This window comes from Streptomyces sp. DSM 40868 (assembly GCF_011820545.1).
GTDB lineage: Bacteria > Actinomycetota > Actinomycetes > Streptomycetales > Streptomycetaceae > Streptomyces > Streptomyces eurythermus.
In genome coordinates this window covers 323870-340838 of the sequence record NZ_CP050504.1, presented here as the reverse complement: position 1 = coordinate 340838, position 16969 = coordinate 323870, and the positions used below count along the sequence as shown (strand labels likewise).

14 protein-coding genes and 2 pseudogenes are annotated in these 16969 nt (G+C 68.2%); 7 read left to right on the top strand and 9 right to left on the bottom strand.

Annotated elements, in window-relative coordinates; genetic code table 11:
- Window positions 1–26: 26 nt before the first annotated feature.
- The 5 genes and pseudogenes from HB370_RS01585 to HB370_RS01560 all read right to left on the bottom strand — a co-directional run bounded on the left by HB370_RS01585 (window position 27) and on the right by HB370_RS01560 (window position 6666).
- Window positions 27–850: pseudogene (locus tag HB370_RS01585) on the bottom strand (IS5 family transposase).
- Window positions 851–2013: 1163 nt separating this feature from the next.
- On the bottom strand, window positions 2014–2931 hold the full coding sequence (locus HB370_RS01580; RefSeq protein ID WP_030787176.1) for an AraC family transcriptional regulator: 918 nt from the start codon (window positions 2929–2931) through the stop codon (window positions 2014–2016).
- A 57-nt stretch (window positions 2932–2988) separates the two neighbouring features.
- Window positions 2989–3897: a zinc-binding dehydrogenase gene (locus tag HB370_RS01575; RefSeq protein ID WP_030787173.1), complete on the bottom strand. Its 909-nt coding sequence runs from the start codon at window positions 3895–3897 to the stop codon at window positions 2989–2991.
- Window positions 3898–5287: 1390 nt separating this feature from the next.
- Window positions 5288–5530 (bottom strand): hypothetical protein, encoded by a 243-nt coding sequence (locus tag HB370_RS01565; RefSeq protein ID WP_157855615.1) that lies wholly within the window; start codon window positions 5528–5530, stop codon window positions 5288–5290.
- Between the two features lie 116 nt (window positions 5531–5646).
- Window positions 5647–6666, bottom strand: coding sequence for a LysR family transcriptional regulator (locus tag HB370_RS01560; RefSeq protein WP_078637644.1), 1020 nt, complete (start codon window positions 6664–6666; stop codon window positions 5647–5649).
- Between the two features lie 119 nt (window positions 6667–6785).
- Here HB370_RS01560 and HB370_RS01555 point away from each other — a divergent pair, with 119 nt between their 5' ends.
- The 5 genes from HB370_RS01555 (at window position 6786) to HB370_RS01535 (ending at window position 12704) form a co-directional block, all read left to right on the top strand.
- Window positions 6786–8117: a hypothetical protein gene (locus tag HB370_RS01555; RefSeq protein WP_157855613.1), complete on the top strand. Its 1332-nt coding sequence runs from the start codon at window positions 6786–6788 to the stop codon at window positions 8115–8117.
- Window positions 8118–8198: 81 nt separating this feature from the next.
- Window positions 8199–8570 carry a hypothetical protein gene (locus HB370_RS01550; RefSeq protein ID WP_157855612.1) on the top strand — a complete coding sequence of 124 codons (372 nt, stop codon included), beginning with the start codon at window positions 8199–8201 and terminating at the stop codon, window positions 8568–8570.
- Window positions 8567–10072, top strand: coding sequence for a PrsW family glutamic-type intramembrane protease (locus HB370_RS01545; RefSeq protein ID WP_078637643.1), 1506 nt, complete (start codon window positions 8567–8569; stop codon window positions 10070–10072). The genes HB370_RS01550 and HB370_RS01545 overlap by 4 nt, the downstream gene beginning before the upstream one ends.
- Window positions 10069–10383, top strand: a complete 315-nt coding sequence (locus HB370_RS01540) for a hypothetical protein (protein WP_030787159.1) — start codon at window positions 10069–10071, stop codon at window positions 10381–10383. Before HB370_RS01545 ends, HB370_RS01540 begins: the two co-directional genes overlap by 4 nt.
- Entirely contained in the window at window positions 10380–12704 is a 2325-nt protein-coding gene (locus HB370_RS01535; protein ID WP_030787156.1) for a hypothetical protein, read from the top strand. Before HB370_RS01540 ends, HB370_RS01535 begins: the two co-directional genes overlap by 4 nt.
- Window positions 12705–12751: 47 nt before the next feature.
- Here HB370_RS01535 and HB370_RS01530 read toward each other — a convergent pair whose 3' ends face one another.
- Entirely contained in the window at window positions 12752–13273 is a 522-nt protein-coding gene (locus tag HB370_RS01530) for a TipAS antibiotic-recognition domain-containing protein (RefSeq protein ID WP_244405344.1), read from the bottom strand.
- Between the two features lie 119 nt (window positions 13274–13392).
- Window positions 13393–13737, bottom strand: a pseudogene (locus HB370_RS01525) (IS5/IS1182 family transposase); the annotation flags it as partial.
- A gap of 72 nt (window positions 13738–13809) precedes the next feature.
- Between HB370_RS01525 and HB370_RS01520 the strand changes: the two are divergent.
- Window positions 13810–14193 carry a hypothetical protein gene (locus HB370_RS01520; protein ID WP_030787146.1) on the top strand — a complete coding sequence of 128 codons (384 nt, stop codon included), beginning with the start codon at window positions 13810–13812 and terminating at the stop codon, window positions 14191–14193.
- Window positions 14194–14501: 308 nt separating this feature from the next.
- Here HB370_RS01520 and HB370_RS01515 read toward each other — a convergent pair whose 3' ends face one another.
- Entirely contained in the window at window positions 14502–15305 is an 804-nt protein-coding gene (locus HB370_RS01515) for an SDR family oxidoreductase (RefSeq protein WP_167512933.1), read from the bottom strand.
- Window positions 15306–15387: 82 nt separating this feature from the next.
- On the opposite strand from HB370_RS01515, the gene HB370_RS01510 reads away from it, so the two are divergent.
- Window positions 15388–15975, top strand: coding sequence for a TetR/AcrR family transcriptional regulator (locus HB370_RS01510; protein ID WP_030793924.1), 588 nt, complete (start codon window positions 15388–15390; stop codon window positions 15973–15975).
- 217 nt (window positions 15976–16192) lie between these two features.
- On the opposite strand, the gene HB370_RS01505 is transcribed toward HB370_RS01510, so the two are convergent.
- Window positions 16193–16969 carry an SDR family oxidoreductase gene (locus HB370_RS01505; protein ID WP_030793921.1) on the bottom strand — a complete coding sequence of 259 codons (777 nt, stop codon included), beginning with the start codon at window positions 16967–16969 and terminating at the stop codon, window positions 16193–16195.

The window sequence follows — 16969 nt, the reverse complement described above, 5'->3', positions numbered from 1 at the left end:
TCCCGCCTAGGAGTTGTCGTCAAATGTCACGCCCACATCAGCAGGGATGCGAGGGTAACGGCTGCCTGGTAGGACTCGGCCGTCTTGTCGTAACGGGTGGCGATGCCGCGCCACTGCTTCAGCCGGTTGAAGCACCGTTCCACCACGTTGCGCCGCCTGTAGAGCTGCTGGTCGAAGGCCGGGGGCCGGCCACCACGGCTGCCACGGCGGAGGCGGTTGCGAACCTGGTCGGCCCGCTCGGGGATCGTGTGAGCGATGCCCCGCCGCCGCAGCCAGGTGCGGATCGCCTTCGAGCTGTAGCCCTTGTCACCGATGACATGAGACGGCCTGGTCCGGGGCCGGCCAGGGCCGATGCGGGGCACCCGGATCGCCTCCATCACCGTGGTGAACTGGGTGCAGTCGTTGGTGTTGCCGCCGGTGACCACAAGCGCGAGCGGGCGACCGAAGGCATCGCAGGCCAGATGAATCTTGCTGGTCAGGCCGCCTCGCGACCGTCCGAGTGCCCGGGGCCCCCTTTTCGGGCTCCTGCGGCGTGGTGGTGGGCCCGCACGATCGTGGAGTCGACCGACACCAGCCAGTCGATGTCCCCGGCCGCGTCCGCCTTGGCCTGCGCTGCCCGCAGCATCCGCTCGAATGTTCCGTCCTTGGCCCACCGGCGGAAACGGGTGTGCAGCGTGGCCCACGGTCCGTACCGCTCGGGCACGTCCCGCCAGGCCACTCCGGTACGGAACTTCCATACGATCCCGTTGAGGACCGTCCGGTCGTCCAACCGCTTCCGGCCCCGCAACGAGACTGGCAGCAGCGGCCGAAGGAACTCCCACTCGGCATCGGACAGTTCATGACGACGTATCACACGACCATGATCCCCCAGCCAAGATCATTTGACGACAGGGCCTAGGGCTGAGGCTCCACCTGACGCAGGCAGTACACGCACCTGACGTCACCCCGCCCCCACAGCCCCGGTCGCGGAGCAGCCGACGCAGTGAGCCGTGGCGCCGGGCGGATTCTCCTCATCGGCGGCTCTTCCTGACCCTGCGCCGAGGCGACGTCGCCCCCACCGCCCCCACCACCCCGGCCGTCCCGACGGTCTCGGGGCTGAGCCCGCGCTGCGGATGGACCGTGATGACGAGCAGTTGCTACGCCGCCGGGTCTGCGGCCCGCTGTGCAACGCCGAGATGTGTCGGGCCCGTGGCGCCGCCGGGGGCCTCTTGCTGCCGGCGGTGCCGGTCAGGGCAGCAAGTTCTGCTGCCACTGGAGGGCTGGATGGCAGCCCAACCGCCCCGCACCAGGGCGCGTTGCGGCCCGGTGGTCGTCCCCGCCCCCGTCGGTGACGACCACGCCGAACCGACCGCGAGCGCGAGGCGACGGACCATGACGACGCGCAGCACGACTGGCCACCTGCCGCCACTGGTGGACGCCCCGCCCCGATGATCAACCCGGACGCCTTGACGGACCGACAGTGCGCGGCATGTCGTGCGTGTGGTGCGCGGGGACGGCATTGCCCCAGTACCCCGTGGGCGGCCTGCGTGCCTGCGCATGCTGCGCGGCCATGTACGGTGTCCCGGCCGTGGGGGCGGACCGGTGTACGGCGGCGACGAGGCGTTCCCCGCGGCCCTGGACCAATGGACTCCCGAGGACGGGCAGGAGTACCGCCGTCGCATCGAGGACGGCGAGGGCAGCGTGAGATCCATGGACGCGATCAGGCGTCGCCGCACCCGCGAGTCGGAAACGTCCCGGTGACCGGCGGGACGTCTCCCGCGTAGACCGCGGCGGTGCCGGGATGGGGTGTCACATTCCCCGGCCCCGCCGGTCGGCTTCGCCCGTCCGGGCACGGGCGCCCTCGCGAAGCAATCCGCCCGGATCCCGCGTTCTGGAAGGCTTGCCGCATGCGCGAGGACGTGGACGAGGGCCTGGCCGTGACGTCGTACGCCACCGCACAGCGGCCCGGCGACCGGGCCTTCCAGCGCGACGCGGCCGCCCTGTGTACGGCGCCGGACGGCACCCGCGCCCGAATCACTTGCGAAGTCGAGAACGGTACTCGCCCGGGGCAGTGCCCCGGGCACGTCTGAAGGCACGGCTGAAAGCGTGCGGAGAGCCGTATCCGACCGCGCTGGAGATCGACTCGACCGGCTCATCGGTATCGCGGAGCCGGACGGACGCCAGGTCGATGCGCCACTGCGTCACGTACGCGGCCGGCGTCTGCCCGAGGGCGGACCGGAAACGTCTGGACAGCGTCGCCCGGGAGACGCTCGTCGCGGCGGCCAGGGTCTCCGTGGTCCAGGGATGTTCTGGTCGGGCGTGGACACGTGCCAGAGCGTCGCGTACGACCGGATCACGCATCGCTCCCAGCCATGAGCCGGTCTGCTCCTGCGGGTGGCGGGCCAGCCAGGCGCGTACGAACTGGACGAGCAGAAGGTCGACGATGCTGTTGATGGCGGCGGTGGTGCCGATCTGCGGCTGTGCGAGCTCGGCAGCGAGAAGTTCGACGGCCCTTCCGAGCTGCGCGTTCTCCTGGGCTGTGACGTGCATCGGCCGAGCGAGGGAGGTAAGCACCGGTGTGTGCACCTCCGGGTCCTGCTCGTAGTGCAGGACGATCACTTCCGTCTGCACCGGTGGCGAGCCCAGACGCAGGGCCCGGCCATCGCCAAAAGCTCGGGCCGCCTCTTCCCGGTCGCAGGAACCCATCGTCACGCCGGGGCTGCCGGCTATCCCGTGTGCGGTGCCCGGCGACACCAGGACGGCGTCTCCGGCCTGCACCTGAAGAGGTTTCTCGCCTGTGACGTGGAGCCACATGGTGCCGCGGGACACCACGTGCAGTGCCGCTACTGGAAAGGAGTCCAGCCACAGGCCCCAGGTTCCTCCGGCCTTCAGCATGACCCCGAGCGCCCCACGCGCACCCGAAACACGCAAGACCTCCGCCAGCACATCCATGGGCCCATTCTCGTCCACCGCCGCGAACCGCCGCCGCATGTGTCCTCGTCCGCAGCTTCAGGCCACGTCGAGAACGATTTTTCCGTGCACCTTGCGGGCGAACAGCGCCTGGACGGCGTCGCCCACGTCCTGCCAGTCGCCTCGAAGTCCGACCGGTGCCGAGAGCCTTCCGGCGGCCATGAGGCCCAGCAGGTCCGTCAGCTCCCCGCCGGTCGGCGTCATGTCGCCGTAGGTGGCGATGGTGCGGGGTTCGCCGAAGCCGAACAAGGCCCCTGACGGGAACGTGGTTTCCTGCCCCGAGGAGTAACCGACCAGGTGGATGGTGCCGCCCTCGGCGAGGGAATTCCACGCCTGGGCCAACAGCGGGCCGCCGACCGTGTCCAGGACGAGGTCGAACCGGTCCCCGGTTTCGGCCAAGTCGGTCAGGACCCTGTCGGCGCCGAGTTCACGGAGCCCGGCGGCCCGCTCCGGTGAACCGACGAGTGCCGTCACCCGGGCGCCTGCCAGCGCCGCCAGCTGGACGGCGAAGTGCCCCACGCCCCCGCTGGCGCCGGTGATCAGCACGTCGCGCGCCAGCAGGGAACGCTTGCGCAGCACCCGGAATGCGGTGACCCCGGCGATCCCCAGCGCGGCGGCGTCGGCCAGATCCACGCCCTCGGGGACGGTGCCGAGCGAGGCGGGGCTGACTGCCACCCGCTCCGCCCACGCGTGGGGAGCCATTCCCACTGCGACTCGCGTACCTTCGGGCGGCCCCGAGCCGTCGGATGCGGCGCGCACCACGACGCCGGCCGCGTCGTGACCGTGCACAGCGCCGGCCGGCCACTGGTCCACGTAATGCAGCTCTCCGAAGTTGAGACCGATGTGCCGTATCTCCACCAACGCCTCACCGGTGGACGGTACGGGCTCATCGACGTCGGCGAACCGGACGGGTCCGGCCTCACTGTGATCGACCACAAGGGCGCGCATAAGGGGTGTGTTTCCTTCTCTCATGGATGTGCCTGAACATTCGGCGCGGCAATAGATCGAGTGCGTACATGCCGCACTGTCGTCTTCTTGGAACCCTACGCAGGACCGGGACAGCGACCAGACCCGTGAGAATCAATCAGTTGACGATCTGGGTCAGCGCGGCTCACGGCGCGTCGAGTCCTGCGTCCAGCCGGTGGATGGCGCTGTGACGGGCAGACCTGCCCGGCAATGTGATGATCTTGAGGTGTCAGCGCTTCCGCAGAATGTGGAGACTTCCGGCAGCCCGCCCTTGCGTTTCCCTGCGCGAGGGCGGCACACCGGCGGCCTTCGCCTTCTCCCACGTCGCCGGCCAGTTCGCCGTCCAGGTGTAGACCTTCAGCCCAGCGGAGTGCCAGCCCCGGACCGCATTGGGGGTGACGAGGAACCGGGAGACGTTCAACGAGGTTCCATACCGAGCCGCTTCCTTGCCGGTATCGGAAACGGCCCGACGAGCGGCATTGGTGCCAGTTCCGACGTTTCTATAGTCTCATCAGCGAGAATAAGAAAGCGGGTTCTGGCTTGATAGACATAGTCCATAAGACTCTTCGCGACAAGGGTGTCACAGAGACTAGATCCGCCTGTGCGGGCGACGTTGGACAGGGGATGGCTGCCATCGTAATTAGGGATGACGTAAGCAAAGTGGAAGTGGTCATCAATAATCCGTCTGGGCCGTGCAGGCAGCGGTTGCGTTGCCATCGAACACTCGACGCTCTTTTCACGAATGAAAAAGTTATGGTTTCGTTCGACCCTTTGGCGGGACGGCCGGAAGTCTGCTACTCCATCATGGGAAGCGCGACCGAATTTCCGAGTTGCTCAGAAATTCCAATTTCACTTGTGCGTCAGGCTGTCAAGGAATTTTTGTTGTCCGGAGGACGGCAGCCGACGTGTATTGAATGGCAAGAGCCAGAGTTTTGGTGATCCACTGTTGCGGGCGTCGTGTCTATGACTCGTTGTCGGCTCTGCGACTGTAGAGATTATTGCGTCGGGTCCGTTTCCGGGGCGCCTCCGCCCGGGCGTCCGGCGTGATGGGCGGGTCGGCGAGCGGTGCCGCGACCAAGCGTCGCAGGTCGGGATCGGCGGAGAAGAAGTACGGGCGTTGACGCGGTGCCCGCCGGTCTCGTCGTGGACCAGGAGGCCGAGTGCGGTGAGCCGGGCCAGGGCGTCATACACGGTGGACTCGGCGTGCTCCACGTCTTCCGTAACGGCTTCCATCGGCACGGTGATCGCCTGGAACAGCCCGCCGTGGCCCTCTATCCAGTTGAGCACGTACCGCTGCGCCGCGGTGAGGTTCAGGGGGTGGAGGAGCGGGGCGACGAACTCGTTCTCGGGGGCGAAGGCGTGGGTGGCGCGGTCATCGGCTCGTCTCTCCAGCAGCTCGTCGGAGCGGAGTCGCCTTCGCGTCCCCGGCGTTCTTCGACGCCGTCTTGGTCTTGGCCTTGTCGTCAGGGGCGATTCTAGGTGGGCCGAGCCGCTTGGCCGCAGTGACGTGCGTGCTGCCGGCGCCCTCCCAGTAGTGCAGCGGGGTCAGCTGGTACGCCGCGGCCCGCGGCGAGGGCTTGAGCAGCAGGGCCGTCTTCGTCAGCCGGGAGAGCACCTTCTTGCACGTCGACTCGTTGGCGTTGATTTCGGCAGCCAGAAGAGCCGGTGTCTGCGGCCGCCTGCACGAAGCCGTGCTGCACCGGCTGGACGACAAACGACCTCTTATGCCGTTCATGCCCCGGCGGCGCGGTAGGCGCCGCCGGTCCTTGGTCTCTCCGCCGCCGTCGCGACCACCGTGCGGGTCGTGTCCAGCAGGCAGGAGAGGACCGGGCGTTCCTGGCCGGCAGGTATCCAGGCGAGGGCGGCCGTGGACGGTGGCGCGTCGGCCATGTCGACATACGCGACGCCGGCGCGTGGGTACAGACGGCGGGCCGCGGCTGGCAGGAAGCTGATGGCCTGTCCGCGCGCGACGATGTGCAGCAGGCTCTCGATGTCCGCGGCGACGGGGCCGAAGCGTACGGGGGAGCCATCCGGGCGTGGGTTGGCGGCCCAGTCGTCCCACCAGTCGCGGGGCGCCTGCGCCGGCATGTCCACCACCAGGTGATCCGCGAGATCCGTGAGGGTGACCGGCCGCTCGTCGGGGAGGGCGGCCAGCCGGTCTGCCGCCGGCAGGCACGCGACGCGGGGTTCGGTGGCCAGCCTGATCGTACGCAGCGGAGGCGGCAGCGGAGACCTGAGGAGGGCTGCGTGCACGTCGCCGTTTGCGAGTGCCTCCACCTGGTTGCCGAAGGACAGCGCGCGCAGTTCGACCGTGATACGGGGCTGACGCCGGTGCAGTTCACCGAGGATGGCGTGGGTGTAGGGCATCGCCGCTTCCCCCGCGATGAAGCCGAGGACGAGGTGGCCTCGAACCTCGCGGGAGTGCTCGGTCGCCCGGCGCCGTAACCCGGCCATGGCCGATACCACTTGCTCGGCCTCGGGGATCAGTGCCCGTCCCGCCGGTGTGAGGGTCACCGACCGGCTGGTCCGGTCGAGCAGGTCGACGCCCAGTTTGCGCTCCAGCATGCGGATCTGCCTGCTCAGCGCGGGCTGGGTCATGAACAGCCGGGTGGCCGCTCGTCCGAAGTGCAATTCCTGCGCCAGCGTGAGAAACAGGCGCAGCTGATGGGTGCTGGGATCGCGGTCGTGCGTTGGGAATGCGAAGCCGTCCGTCTTCGCCGCAGACCGGTCACCGTCCGGAACGCGTTCCATAGAACGAAGGGTATCGATCGGGCGGCGAATTTGATGGAAGAACCGTTATGCCCGCACAGCGGTCCGGTGAAGGATGGTGTGCAGGGGAGGGGCACAGCGAAGACAGGGGGAGCATCCATATGCGCGTTGTCGGCACAAGCCGTCGGCACCATGCAGGGAGCGATGCGGCACGATTGCGCCGGATCCCGGGCGTTCTCGCCCTCGCGGGGGTTGTCTTGCTTGCCGCCTGTTCCGGGCCGAGTCCGGACGACGCGCACGACTCGCACGGCCCGTCAGCGCCGTCCCTGAAAAGTCTGGGTACGGCGGTCAAGCAGACGAAGGTGCTGCACTGGTCGGGGTCTTGGCGGCTGTACCACCGGGACGAGTACGGGGGGCTGACCGACGAATCGTCGACCGTCGTGACGGCCGATCTGCGTGCCATGGGCGACGGTGACGTGTTCGGCACCCTCACCGCGGACGGGGTTCACACTCAGGTCATGCTGATCTCGGGCCTTGCCCTGTTCGTCAAGGACGATCGCGCGAAGCATCGGGCCGTAGGTGACAAGAACCCCAGGTCCCCTGCCGGCCGCTGGATGAAGATCAATCGGCCGAACAGTTTCAGCGACGTGTTGGGACTGAAGCTGAGCTGGCTCTCCCCGTCGTCCCTCGGCTCGCTCCTCGCCTCGTCCACGGCGGACGGCACCGGTGAGGCCACCGGAACGTCGTTGCCCGCCCGATCCTCCGTGGCCAGGCGGTTCCCGCGCCCGCCCGGGGTGCCCGCCGACGCGGTGCCAGTGACCTTCGCCGGGGATGACGGCACCGGTCCCGGCGTCTACTGGGTTTCTTCCGGGGCACCTCTTCGACTGCTCGGCTACTCGGGTCTCGACGTCCGGTACGACAGCCACGCCGAGCCGTATGAGAGGCTGCCGGACTCGGCTGCGGCGAAGCTGTCGGTCCGTATGGAGAACGCATCAGCCGCTCGCACTACTTACGCGGCGCTGCGGACGGCGGTCCGCTCCTTGCCATCCACCGTGCCCGTCAGTGACATCCTCTCCGAGAAAGCGGTCTCGGTCAGCACCAGCGACGCGCAGTGCGGGCCGTTGTGCCACACCGCCACCGTGGCTGTCACGTTGACGAACGACATGCCGCAGGAGTCGGTTACCGCACTGTACGAGGTCCGTCTCACGGCTCGAGAACCGTTTGGCCGCAGTCTCGACGAGATGGACCTCGGCTCCTGCACCGTACGGCTGCCGACCGCCCGGCCGGGTGCCACGGTCCGCGGTGCCTGCACGGTCAGCGGGGCAGAGCTGCGGAAGGCGGTCGATGAGGCGACGGATGAGCACGGATTCGTGCACCTGTGGTTCGCCACCCGGGCGAGCCGCTTGGACTCCGACATCACGGGGCCCAGTCATTCCGAAGACGTTCTGAAGCGGGTCGACTCCGACGCCGTTGCCGCTCTCGGCACAGGCTGATGTGCCCGGCACGGTGCCGACGAACCAGACCATGACATGCGCACAGACGGACGCAAGCGGTACCGCCTCGGGGAGGTAGCCATGGCATCCGCCGCGGACGAGGGAGAAGCAGTCGGTGAACGGTCGGGCGGCATCCGGCCGACACTGGAACAAGTGTCGCTGGACGAGCCGGAGCTCGGTGCCCGGCCATATCTCCGTCTCATGACTGCCATCGGAGGTCTCGGGATCATCGCCGCCTGCGTCGCGGCGGCCGTCGGGCTTTCGACCGATCCGGCGCTGCCGTTCCTGGACAGCGTCCCGACCTTGCCGAGCGGGCTTCCGACGCTGCCTACCAGGCTTCCGGACATTGTGCCGACCGGTGAGCCGCAGGAGCCGCCGCCGGCGGATCTGCCGACCTTCCCCACGGACTTTCCCGGTCTGCCCCGGCTTCCGCAGGTCGGTGGTGTGTCATGACCGCGACGTCCGCAACCGTGTCGCCCGGGCCCGGCGGCGGGCTTTCCCCCGGGCCACGGCACGGGGTGACGAACGCGATCGCCTTGGCGCTGGTGTTGTCCGCGGCTTACGCGGCGGGACAGATCCTCTTCTGGTCCTCGCCCGAACTCACCTCCCGCACCCGTTTGGTCGCCTTCTTCCTCGTACCCGAGCCGACTCCCTTCCGCGTGACGCGGATCCTGGTGCCGGTCGGCTGGGGTGTCGCGGCCGTGCTCGGTCTCGCGCTGCTGCTCATTCGGTCCGGCAGCACACCGCAGGGAAACCGCGCGGCAGGTGCATGGGCCGACCGTGCCGTGCGGGCCTGCCAGTACGGCATTCTCGGTTGCCTGCTCCTGCCCTTCACGGCGATGCCCCTGGCAGACATGGGCAGCGGTCTGCCGAACCTGCTGCTCTGTCTGCCTACCACACTGGCGGCGCTGCTCCTGGTTCACCGGCTGCAGCTTTACCGGCGTATGCCCGGAGGGTTGCTGCTGGCAGGCTTCGGGTGGGGAGCGCTGGTCGGCGGCGGGTTCGGCCTCGTCATGATCACATGGTTCCAACGCTCCATGCCGGGCTACTTCATCTCCGGCTCGTGGACAAGCCCCAAGGATGGCGTGCGCGAGCTCTACACTCTGTTCCCCTTGGGCACGGCCGTCGTGACGGAACTCGGCAAGGCCGCCGGAGTGGCCGTCCTCTGCCTGCTCTTCCGCCGCCACATCGACGGCCTCGTCTCCGGAGTCGTCCTCGGAGCGGCCGTCGGCCTGGGCTTCAACCTCACGGAGACGATCCACTATCTGGATCACATCAACCCGGCCCACCACCCCACTCAATTCTGGGACCGGCAGGTGGTGGGACTGATGACGGCACATGTGGCGTTCACCGCGCTCGCGGGCGCCGGCATCGGCGCGGCCCGCTGGCTGCCGGTGCGCAGCGACCGGATGGTGGCCGTCGGCGGCGGCCTGCTGGCCGCGGTGGGCGGGCACTACGAGACCGACGTGCTGCTGATGTGGCTCGACGGGCGCAGGGCGGACTGGTACGCCAACGAGATGCTCGGTCTGCTCATCGGGATCCCGGTGATGGTGATCATCGCCTCGGGGGTGTTCGTGGCGCTGTACGTGCTGATCCTGCGGCGCGGGCTCAAGGCCCAGGCGACGGGGGTGGCCCGCGCGCTTCGCGCCGAAGCCGCTTCCGGGCATCGCGCGGTCACCGAGCCGGAGATCGGCCTGCTGCTTTCTCCCCGCCGCCGCCTTCTGCTGGAGCTGCGGGTGTGGCGCCGTGACGGTACGGCCGGGCTGCGCCTCCTGCTGCGGTTCCAGCAAGCACAGCTCGACCTCGCCGTCCAGCGCTGGCACCGCGAACGTCCCGGAGCCGACTCCTTCATTCCCCTGGAGGAGGAACTCCGGGTAAAGGTACTGGAGTTGAAGGGCGCCCCTGTGATCTCGTCAACAACACCCTCTCCGTCCGCCCGGGAGGCGACGTCATGACCGGTTCCCGTACCGGCCGGCTGGCCGCCCTGACCGCCGCCACCGCAACCCTTGTCCTCGGCACACCCTCGCTCGCCTCGGCGCAGTGCGCTGCGCCCACCTATCACGGCGGTCTGCCCCTGCGGGTCGGAGAGTGCCCTGAGACGGTCGCTGGCGGCGCGTCGGCGGGAGCGGTGGCGCTCGTCGTCCTCGCGGCCGTGCTGGGACTTGCACGCGCGCTCTCCCGGGGGCGGGCCACCACGGACGGCGATCTGACCACGATCGACGAGGTGTTCGGTGACGCAGAGCACGGGAATGCGGGGGAGGAGTGATCTGCCAGCGCGCCACCCGTCTCCTCTGGCTGCGCGCCCTGACGGCGCTGCTGCTGGCATTCCTGACCGCCGGCACGGCGGTGCCGACGGCCGCGGCCGACGACAAGCGCCCGCCCGGATCGGCAGAGGGCATGGACCTTTCCCGGCAGTACGACAACCCTTTGCTGAGCCCACCTCTGAGGCCGGTCCTGGAGTTGCGCGTTGCAGTCGGTCACATTCTGCCCAAGGCGGACAAGGAGCTCGCTTGGGATCCCCGGCGTAACGGGGCTGTCGAATACTTCAACCCGCTGCGGCTGACCGACCGGCAGATCGAGCAGCTCCTGGGCGAGACCACCAGCCTGTCCTTCACCGGAAGCCAGGCATGGCGGACGTCGACCGTCGAGGTCGACCGGATGGATGGCTTCCTGGAGCGCGCGGTCGTCGAGGAGTTGAGGAAACACCACGTCGAACGCCTCATCGCGGTCAGCGCGCTGAACAACCCGAGGCGACTCCATGCCGAGCAAATGATCCAACGGGTGCGGAAGCGGCTGCATATCCCCGATGATGCCCGTATCTACGGCGCATCCGAACGCCAGCAGTGCGCCGCCAGGTGCGCCCTCCTGTACCCGCCGGACATGCCTACCGGCTTCGGGCGCGCCTACGGCCTCACCGTGTGGGAGACGGCCCGGATGGAGCAGTTGGTCGCGCGCGCACGGAAGGACGCGGCCGTGTCAGGCCCCAAGGCCCAGGACCGAGCGGAGCGGCACGTACGCTCCCAGCTCGAAGAGTTGGAGAGGACACGGAACGCCTCGACACGGGAAAAGCTGCAACTCGACCTCGAAGAGGCGCGGAAGGTGTCGAAGAGCTGGGAACGCCAAGTACTCAGCCACTCCTTGTTCGCCTCCGCCGAGCCTGCCTGCCCGCGCCCGAGCGCCCTGGGCCAGCATCTGTCCGTGCCCGGCGGTGACGCGAAGTCACCGGCACTGGTGCTTGCGGCGGCGGATGTCGAGTGCGATGAAGACAAGGCCACGTCGGGCGATGCGGACTCCACCGCCTCGGCCGACGCCTCTGGCACCGATGACGCCATCGGTGCCACCGGCCTGGGCGCCACTCTCACCAACCCAGGACTGGGTAATGGCGGCATCGACTTCTCGACCATGAAGCTGAGCTACCTCGCTGATCCTGGCGACGGCAGTGGTCTCCAGTACTCCTTCAACGCCGACCTGAACCCTCTGCGGGGGGACGTCCGCCAGTCCACGGGCGTGGCGGCCGCCACCCAGAGCTCGGACGCCTTCTTCGTCTGGCTGGCCCTGAACCCCCAGCACTTCTGGGTCAACCTCAGCCCCGACGAACCCGACCGTATCGTCGACGGCCAACTGGGCCGCACGGACGCCGGACGTGTCCTGCTGGAGGCCGACCTGCAGATGAAGAAGACCGTGGCCAAGCTCACTCACCCGCACACCACACTCGGCAAACGGTATTGGGACGGCATCCGGGGTGACTGCGTCTCGTCTCGCAACTGGATCGTCCCCGCACCCGCATCGGTGTACCAGGACGGCGACAAGCTGTACATCCTCGACGCACCCCTCGACGTGAAGATGGAGACGGAGTACGTGGTGGCCTCCGGGGATTCCGCTGACACCCCTACCTGCCCGAAACAAGATCAGGCCACCGAGGATCACAATGAACACCTGGACCGCACTCTGATCCTGCCCAGGCTCAGGAAGGCCATCAACACCGCCCCCGAGTACGCCGCCCTGCGTCGCGTCCACCTCGCCCGGGTGGCCGCCGAGTGGTACCGCGAACTGAGCACCACGAAGGACACCACGTACGGCGAGCTCGTGGACTCGGGCGACATCACCGACTGGCGAATCACCGGCGACTGGAAGCCACGGGACACCTTTGACAAGTACGTCGAGTCATACACAAAGGGCGAGTACAAGGTTACGGATCGGACCACCAGGGGCGGCACGACCTACGTCAGAAGGTACGTGTACGGCGGAGTCGACTTCACCAGCGTTCCCGTCCGCAAGGTCTCCGACAGCGCGTTCGCGGCGGACTTCGGGACGATTCCCGCGAGTGTGGACCGCTCCCTCCGCACCCCTTCGGTCACCGGACCCGACAACACGGTCTGGCTTGGTGCTCCCACTCCCCGTCAGGCGGCCACTGGCATCGAACCGGCGGAGAAACCCGTGTCCGCAGGCTCCTGGGCGATCCGTCTGCTACCCATACTGATCGCCCCCTTGGCCCTCCTGCTGCTGCGTCGCCGACGGCGTTTGACCACCCTTTCGAGCAGCCCTCTGCGCCGCGCAGCGATGGGCTGGCCCCCGCGACGGAAATAGAAATAGACGGATCTGGTGAACGCGAGTGAATCGCCCGTGCCGCCCGACTACGCCGAAGTCTCGGCCTCTGCGCTGGGGGCGAACCCACTCCCCTGCTCGGCGAACACCTTGATCGCGGCGCCCAGGAAATCCACCATCCCGGGGTGGTAGGAGTCGTGGAACGCCCTCATGGCCTCGTCCTCGGCGTAAAAGAGGGACATGCCGACATAAGCCTTCCTGGAGGGGGTGTAGAACCGGCAGGCGATGTCGAAGTGCCTGCGGACGAGCTCCTGGATCTGCTGGTCCCCTGGCAGGGAGCCGCCGTCCAGCAAAGTCGTGATCTCCCGGTACAGGACGTCCCAGTCCTGGTGGACCTGCTCCCTGTCCACATGTTCCCAGTTGTTGGTCCCGGCAAGGCTCTTCGCCTGCTCCTCGGCCAACGACCGGCGACACTCGTCCTCGTAATTGTTCCCCACGGCACCGGTTCCCATCGTTTCGTCACCTCTCCGGTGGAACCCCGAGAGGCCGCGACATGTCAACATCGACCGGCCGCCGATGATCAACTGCCAGTCCAGGCCGAACGGTGACACACAGCCACCGGGTCGGCAAACCATTTCCTGGACCCTCCGGCGCTTCGTCCCGGTCAGCCGGTGGCGAAAAGGCGCGGCCCGAATTCCCGTGGTGACCTTGCGCGGCAGGACGAGCTAACACGGGTGGGTACCAGGGTGCCGTCCACGATCAGCACTGCGTCCTTCGCGAACCGCTTGCGCGGCTTGAGCGCGAGCTTCGGGCCGAGGCGGTCAATGACGCGACTGGCCGCGGACTTCGACACATCAGATAGAGGCGCCAGTTGCCGCAACGTCAGGTTGGTCCGCCAGTCCGCGGCAACCAGCAGCACACGGTCCGCCAGCGGCAGCCTCCACGGCCGCCCGCGACCCGGTACGTCCGCACCCTCCCTGCGCAGTTGTGTCACCAGCTTGCTCAAGGTGCGCGGGCTCAGTCCGGTGAACGGGGCTGTCCAGGACGGCTGCGCCGCCGTAATCATGCCAGCCATCCGGAGATCATTTCAGTTGCCGACATCCTTCCCCGCGGCGATCCTGGGCTACGAGCAACCAAGGGGGACAAGGTGGGACTGATGCTCTTTCCAGGCGACGACGACGTGGCGAGCCCGGACATCTCCTGGTCCTACACCGGCTTCAGCATGTTCAGGAAGTGGTTGGCCCAGGCCGAGGGGATCACCCTCACCGAGATGGACGGCTTCGGCGGAGAGCGCCGGTGGTGCAGCGTCTCCACCACGCTGGCGCCACTGCTCAACCATCCAGACGACGATGGCCCCGACCTCGCACCCGCTCAATGCGCGGCCATGTTGCCCCGGCTGGAAGCGGTTCTCGACCAACGTCAGCCTGACGACAGCGACCCCGTCCTTCGACGGCGTATCGAAGACGTCAGGCAGTTGATCACCGTCCTTCGGTTCTGCGTGGACAAGGACGTTGAGCTCGTCTTCGGCTGACCCAGGGAGCGCGGAGCGACCCGTCGTTGAGGGGATGGCTCATGGTGGGGACAGTCAGTAAGTGAGCCTGGCTCACTTACTGACCGACTTCATCGACTGTCCTGTCCGGGATTTGCCGGCTCGTCGGCAGGGCCGCCGCGTACGCGGCCGGACGAGGGCGTCTGACCCTACAGGCGCCTGGCCCGGAAGTCCCGTCACTGTCTTGTCCACCCGCCGGACCGGCGTGTGTCGCCCTCGGAACGTCAATGCCACAGGGACGGAGATGACCGGCATGAGTTCGGGAGTCACTACGGCCTTTCCGTCCATGGTCATGCCTCCTTGGCGGTGAGCCGGCCGATGGCCCGGATGACCTGGCGTCGGGTGGCCAGGCGTCGGGCGAGGAAGGCCATCACCCGGTTCATGCGGCCTGCGATGACGCTGGGCGGCGGGTTTTTGCGGTCCAGGGCGGCCAGCGCGGTGCGGACGACGTCGACGGGTGAGGCGAGCCTGGTCCCTCCCGCGGCCTGTGGGGTGCCCACGACGTCGAAGAACTCGGTCCGGGTCGCGCCGGGGGACAGGGCCAGCACCCGCAGACCGGTGCCGCGTGACTCCTCCCACAGCGCTTCGGTGAGGCTGAGCACGAACGCCTTGGTCGCCCCGTAGAGCGCCATGCGCGGGTTGGGCTGGTACGCGGCCATGCTCGCCACGTTGACCAGTACCCCGCGGCCCGCGGTGCGCAGTTGGCCGATGAAGGCCCGGCTGATGTCGGCGACCGCGGTCACGTCGACCGCGATCTCCCGGCGCAGCCGGTCCGGGTCCGCCTGGTGGAAGGGGCCGAAGGTGGCGAACCCGGCGTTGTTGATCAGGCTCGTGACGTGCAGGCCGAGCTGGTCCACCTGCTCGGCCAGCGCCTGCCCGGGGTGGTCCGTGGCCAGGTCCATCTCGACCACGTGCACCTGGATCCGATGCTGTCCGCGCAGCTCGGTGGCCAGCTTTTCCAGGCGGTCCCTGCGGCGGGCGACCAGTACCAGGTCGGAGCCGCGGGCGGCGAGCTGGCGGGCGAACTCGGCGCCGAGGCCCGCGCTGGCCCCGGTGATGAGGGTGGTGTGTCCGTGGTAATCGACGGCCGGCATGGGCGTCCTTCTTTCATTCGCTGCCTTTCTGGCAGTTAATGCCAAGTAGGCGGTCGCTGTCCAGAGGGGTACCCTGATGTCCATGACGACCTTGTGGGAGCGTTCGCGGCAGGTCGCCGTCCAGGCGATCCTGGATACGGCGGTACGCCTGTTCGCCGAGCAGGGCTACGAGCAGACGACGATCGCGCAGATCGCGCGGGAGGCGGGGATCTCGCAGCGCTCCCTTTTCCGCTACTTCGGCACCAAGGAGGACCTGGTCTGCGGCGACCAGGAGGCGCTGGGCGAGCTGCTGAAACGGACCGTCGAGCAGCAGCCGGCCGAGATGTCCGCCTGGGATGCCCTGCGCGCCGGATTCGAGGTCGTTCTGACCGCCAACCACCCTCCTGAGCGTGCGCTGGAGTTGTCCCGCCTCATCTTCGAGACGCCCTCGCTGCATGCCCGCTACATCGAGAAGCGGCTGCGCTGGCAGGCGGAACTCGTCCCCGTCGTCAGGGCGCGGCTGGGCGACGGTCCCGGCCGCCCGGCTCCCGACACGCAGGCCAAGGCGATCGTCGCGACCGTCTTCGCCTGTATCGACACGGCAACCGAACTCTGGGCCGGACATGACGGGCGGATCGACCTGGCAGACCTCTACGACCAGTGCCTCGCGGCGGTGCGGGACCAGAGCTGAGGTACGTATCCCCAGCACACGTTCGCGCAAGACCCGACGCCACCGCCCGCTGTCGACCGCAGCGGTGGCAAGAGTCAAGCGGTGGGCCATGCTCTGGAAGGCTCCACTGAACGCGTTCCAGGTCGCCTCCGGGAGCGCCTGCCCCCGAGCAACAACTGAACACTCAACGCATAGGACCAGCCGTCAGATCGACGCAGCCTCAGGAAGTTTGCAGGAGTCAGCGGATGGTGAGGCCTCCGTCGACGGCGAGGATGGTGCCGGTGGTCCACTGGGCCGAGGCCAGGTAGGCGGCCGCGGTGGCGATGTCTTGGGCAGTGCCCAGGCGTCCCAGGGGGTAGGAGTGCTCGATCTGCTCGTCGTGTGCGGTGCGTTCCTCTGCGGTCATGGGAGCGAGATAGGAGCGTTCGTACTGGGGAGTGCGGACGGCGCCGGGAGCGATGGCGTTGACACGGACTCCTTGGGGGCCGAGTTCGCTGGCCAGTGCCAGGGTCATGGAGTTGAGTGCTCCGCGGGTGGCGGAGTAGGCGGCCGAATGACGGCCGGCGACCATTTTGCGGGCCCAGTAGCTGCTGATGTTGATGATGCTTCCCCGGGCATTCACGAGGGCGGGCAGGAGTTGCCGGCTCAGCAGCAGCGGCACCTGGACGTTGAGGTGCCACATGGTGTTCATCTCGTCGACCGTGGTGTCGGCGAGGGAGGCGAAGTGTGCGGTGCCGACGTTGTTGACGAGGGTGTCGACCCGGTCGGTCAGGTTTCCGACGTGCGCGGCGATCCGGGCGGGGGCGTCGGGCGCCGAGAGATCCGCGGGGACGGTGTGCACGACAGTGCCGTGCCGGCCGAGTTCCTTGGCGGCGGTCTCGAGCTTGCCGCGGTTGCGGGCGACGAGAATCAGGTCCGCTCCGTCGCGGGCGAGGGCACCGGCGATGGCCAGACCCAGGCCCTCACTGCCGCCGGTGACGACGGCGAAACGGCCGGTGGTGCGGTGCTCGGGCAT

Coding starts and splice junctions, on each gene's coding strand:
- HB370_RS01580 (WP_030787176.1), bottom strand. CDS start 2,931: ATGGATGTGCTGGCGGAGGTCTTGCGTGTTTCGGGTGCGCGTGGGGCG.
- HB370_RS01575 (WP_030787173.1), bottom strand. CDS start 3,897: ATGCGCGCCCTTGTGGTCGATCACAGTGAGGCCGGACCCGTCCGGTTC.
- HB370_RS01560 (WP_078637644.1), bottom strand. CDS start 6,666: ATGGAACGCGTTCCGGACGGTGACCGGTCTGCGGCGAAGACGGACGGC.
- HB370_RS01555 (WP_157855613.1), top strand. CDS start 6,786: ATGCGCGTTGTCGGCACAAGCCGTCGGCACCATGCAGGGAGCGATGCG.
- HB370_RS01550 (WP_157855612.1), top strand. CDS start 8,199: ATGGCATCCGCCGCGGACGAGGGAGAAGCAGTCGGTGAACGGTCGGGC.
- HB370_RS01545 (WP_078637643.1), top strand. CDS start 8,567: ATGACCGCGACGTCCGCAACCGTGTCGCCCGGGCCCGGCGGCGGGCTT.
- HB370_RS01540 (WP_030787159.1), top strand. CDS start 10,069: ATGACCGGTTCCCGTACCGGCCGGCTGGCCGCCCTGACCGCCGCCACC.
- HB370_RS01515 (WP_167512933.1), bottom strand. CDS start 15,305: ATGCCGGCCGTCGATTACCACGGACACACCACCCTCATCACCGGGGCC.
- HB370_RS01510 (WP_030793924.1), top strand. CDS start 15,388: ATGACGACCTTGTGGGAGCGTTCGCGGCAGGTCGCCGTCCAGGCGATC.
- HB370_RS01505 (WP_030793921.1), bottom strand. CDS start 16,969: ATGCCCGAGCACCGCACCACCGGCCGTTTCGCCGTCGTCACCGGCGGC.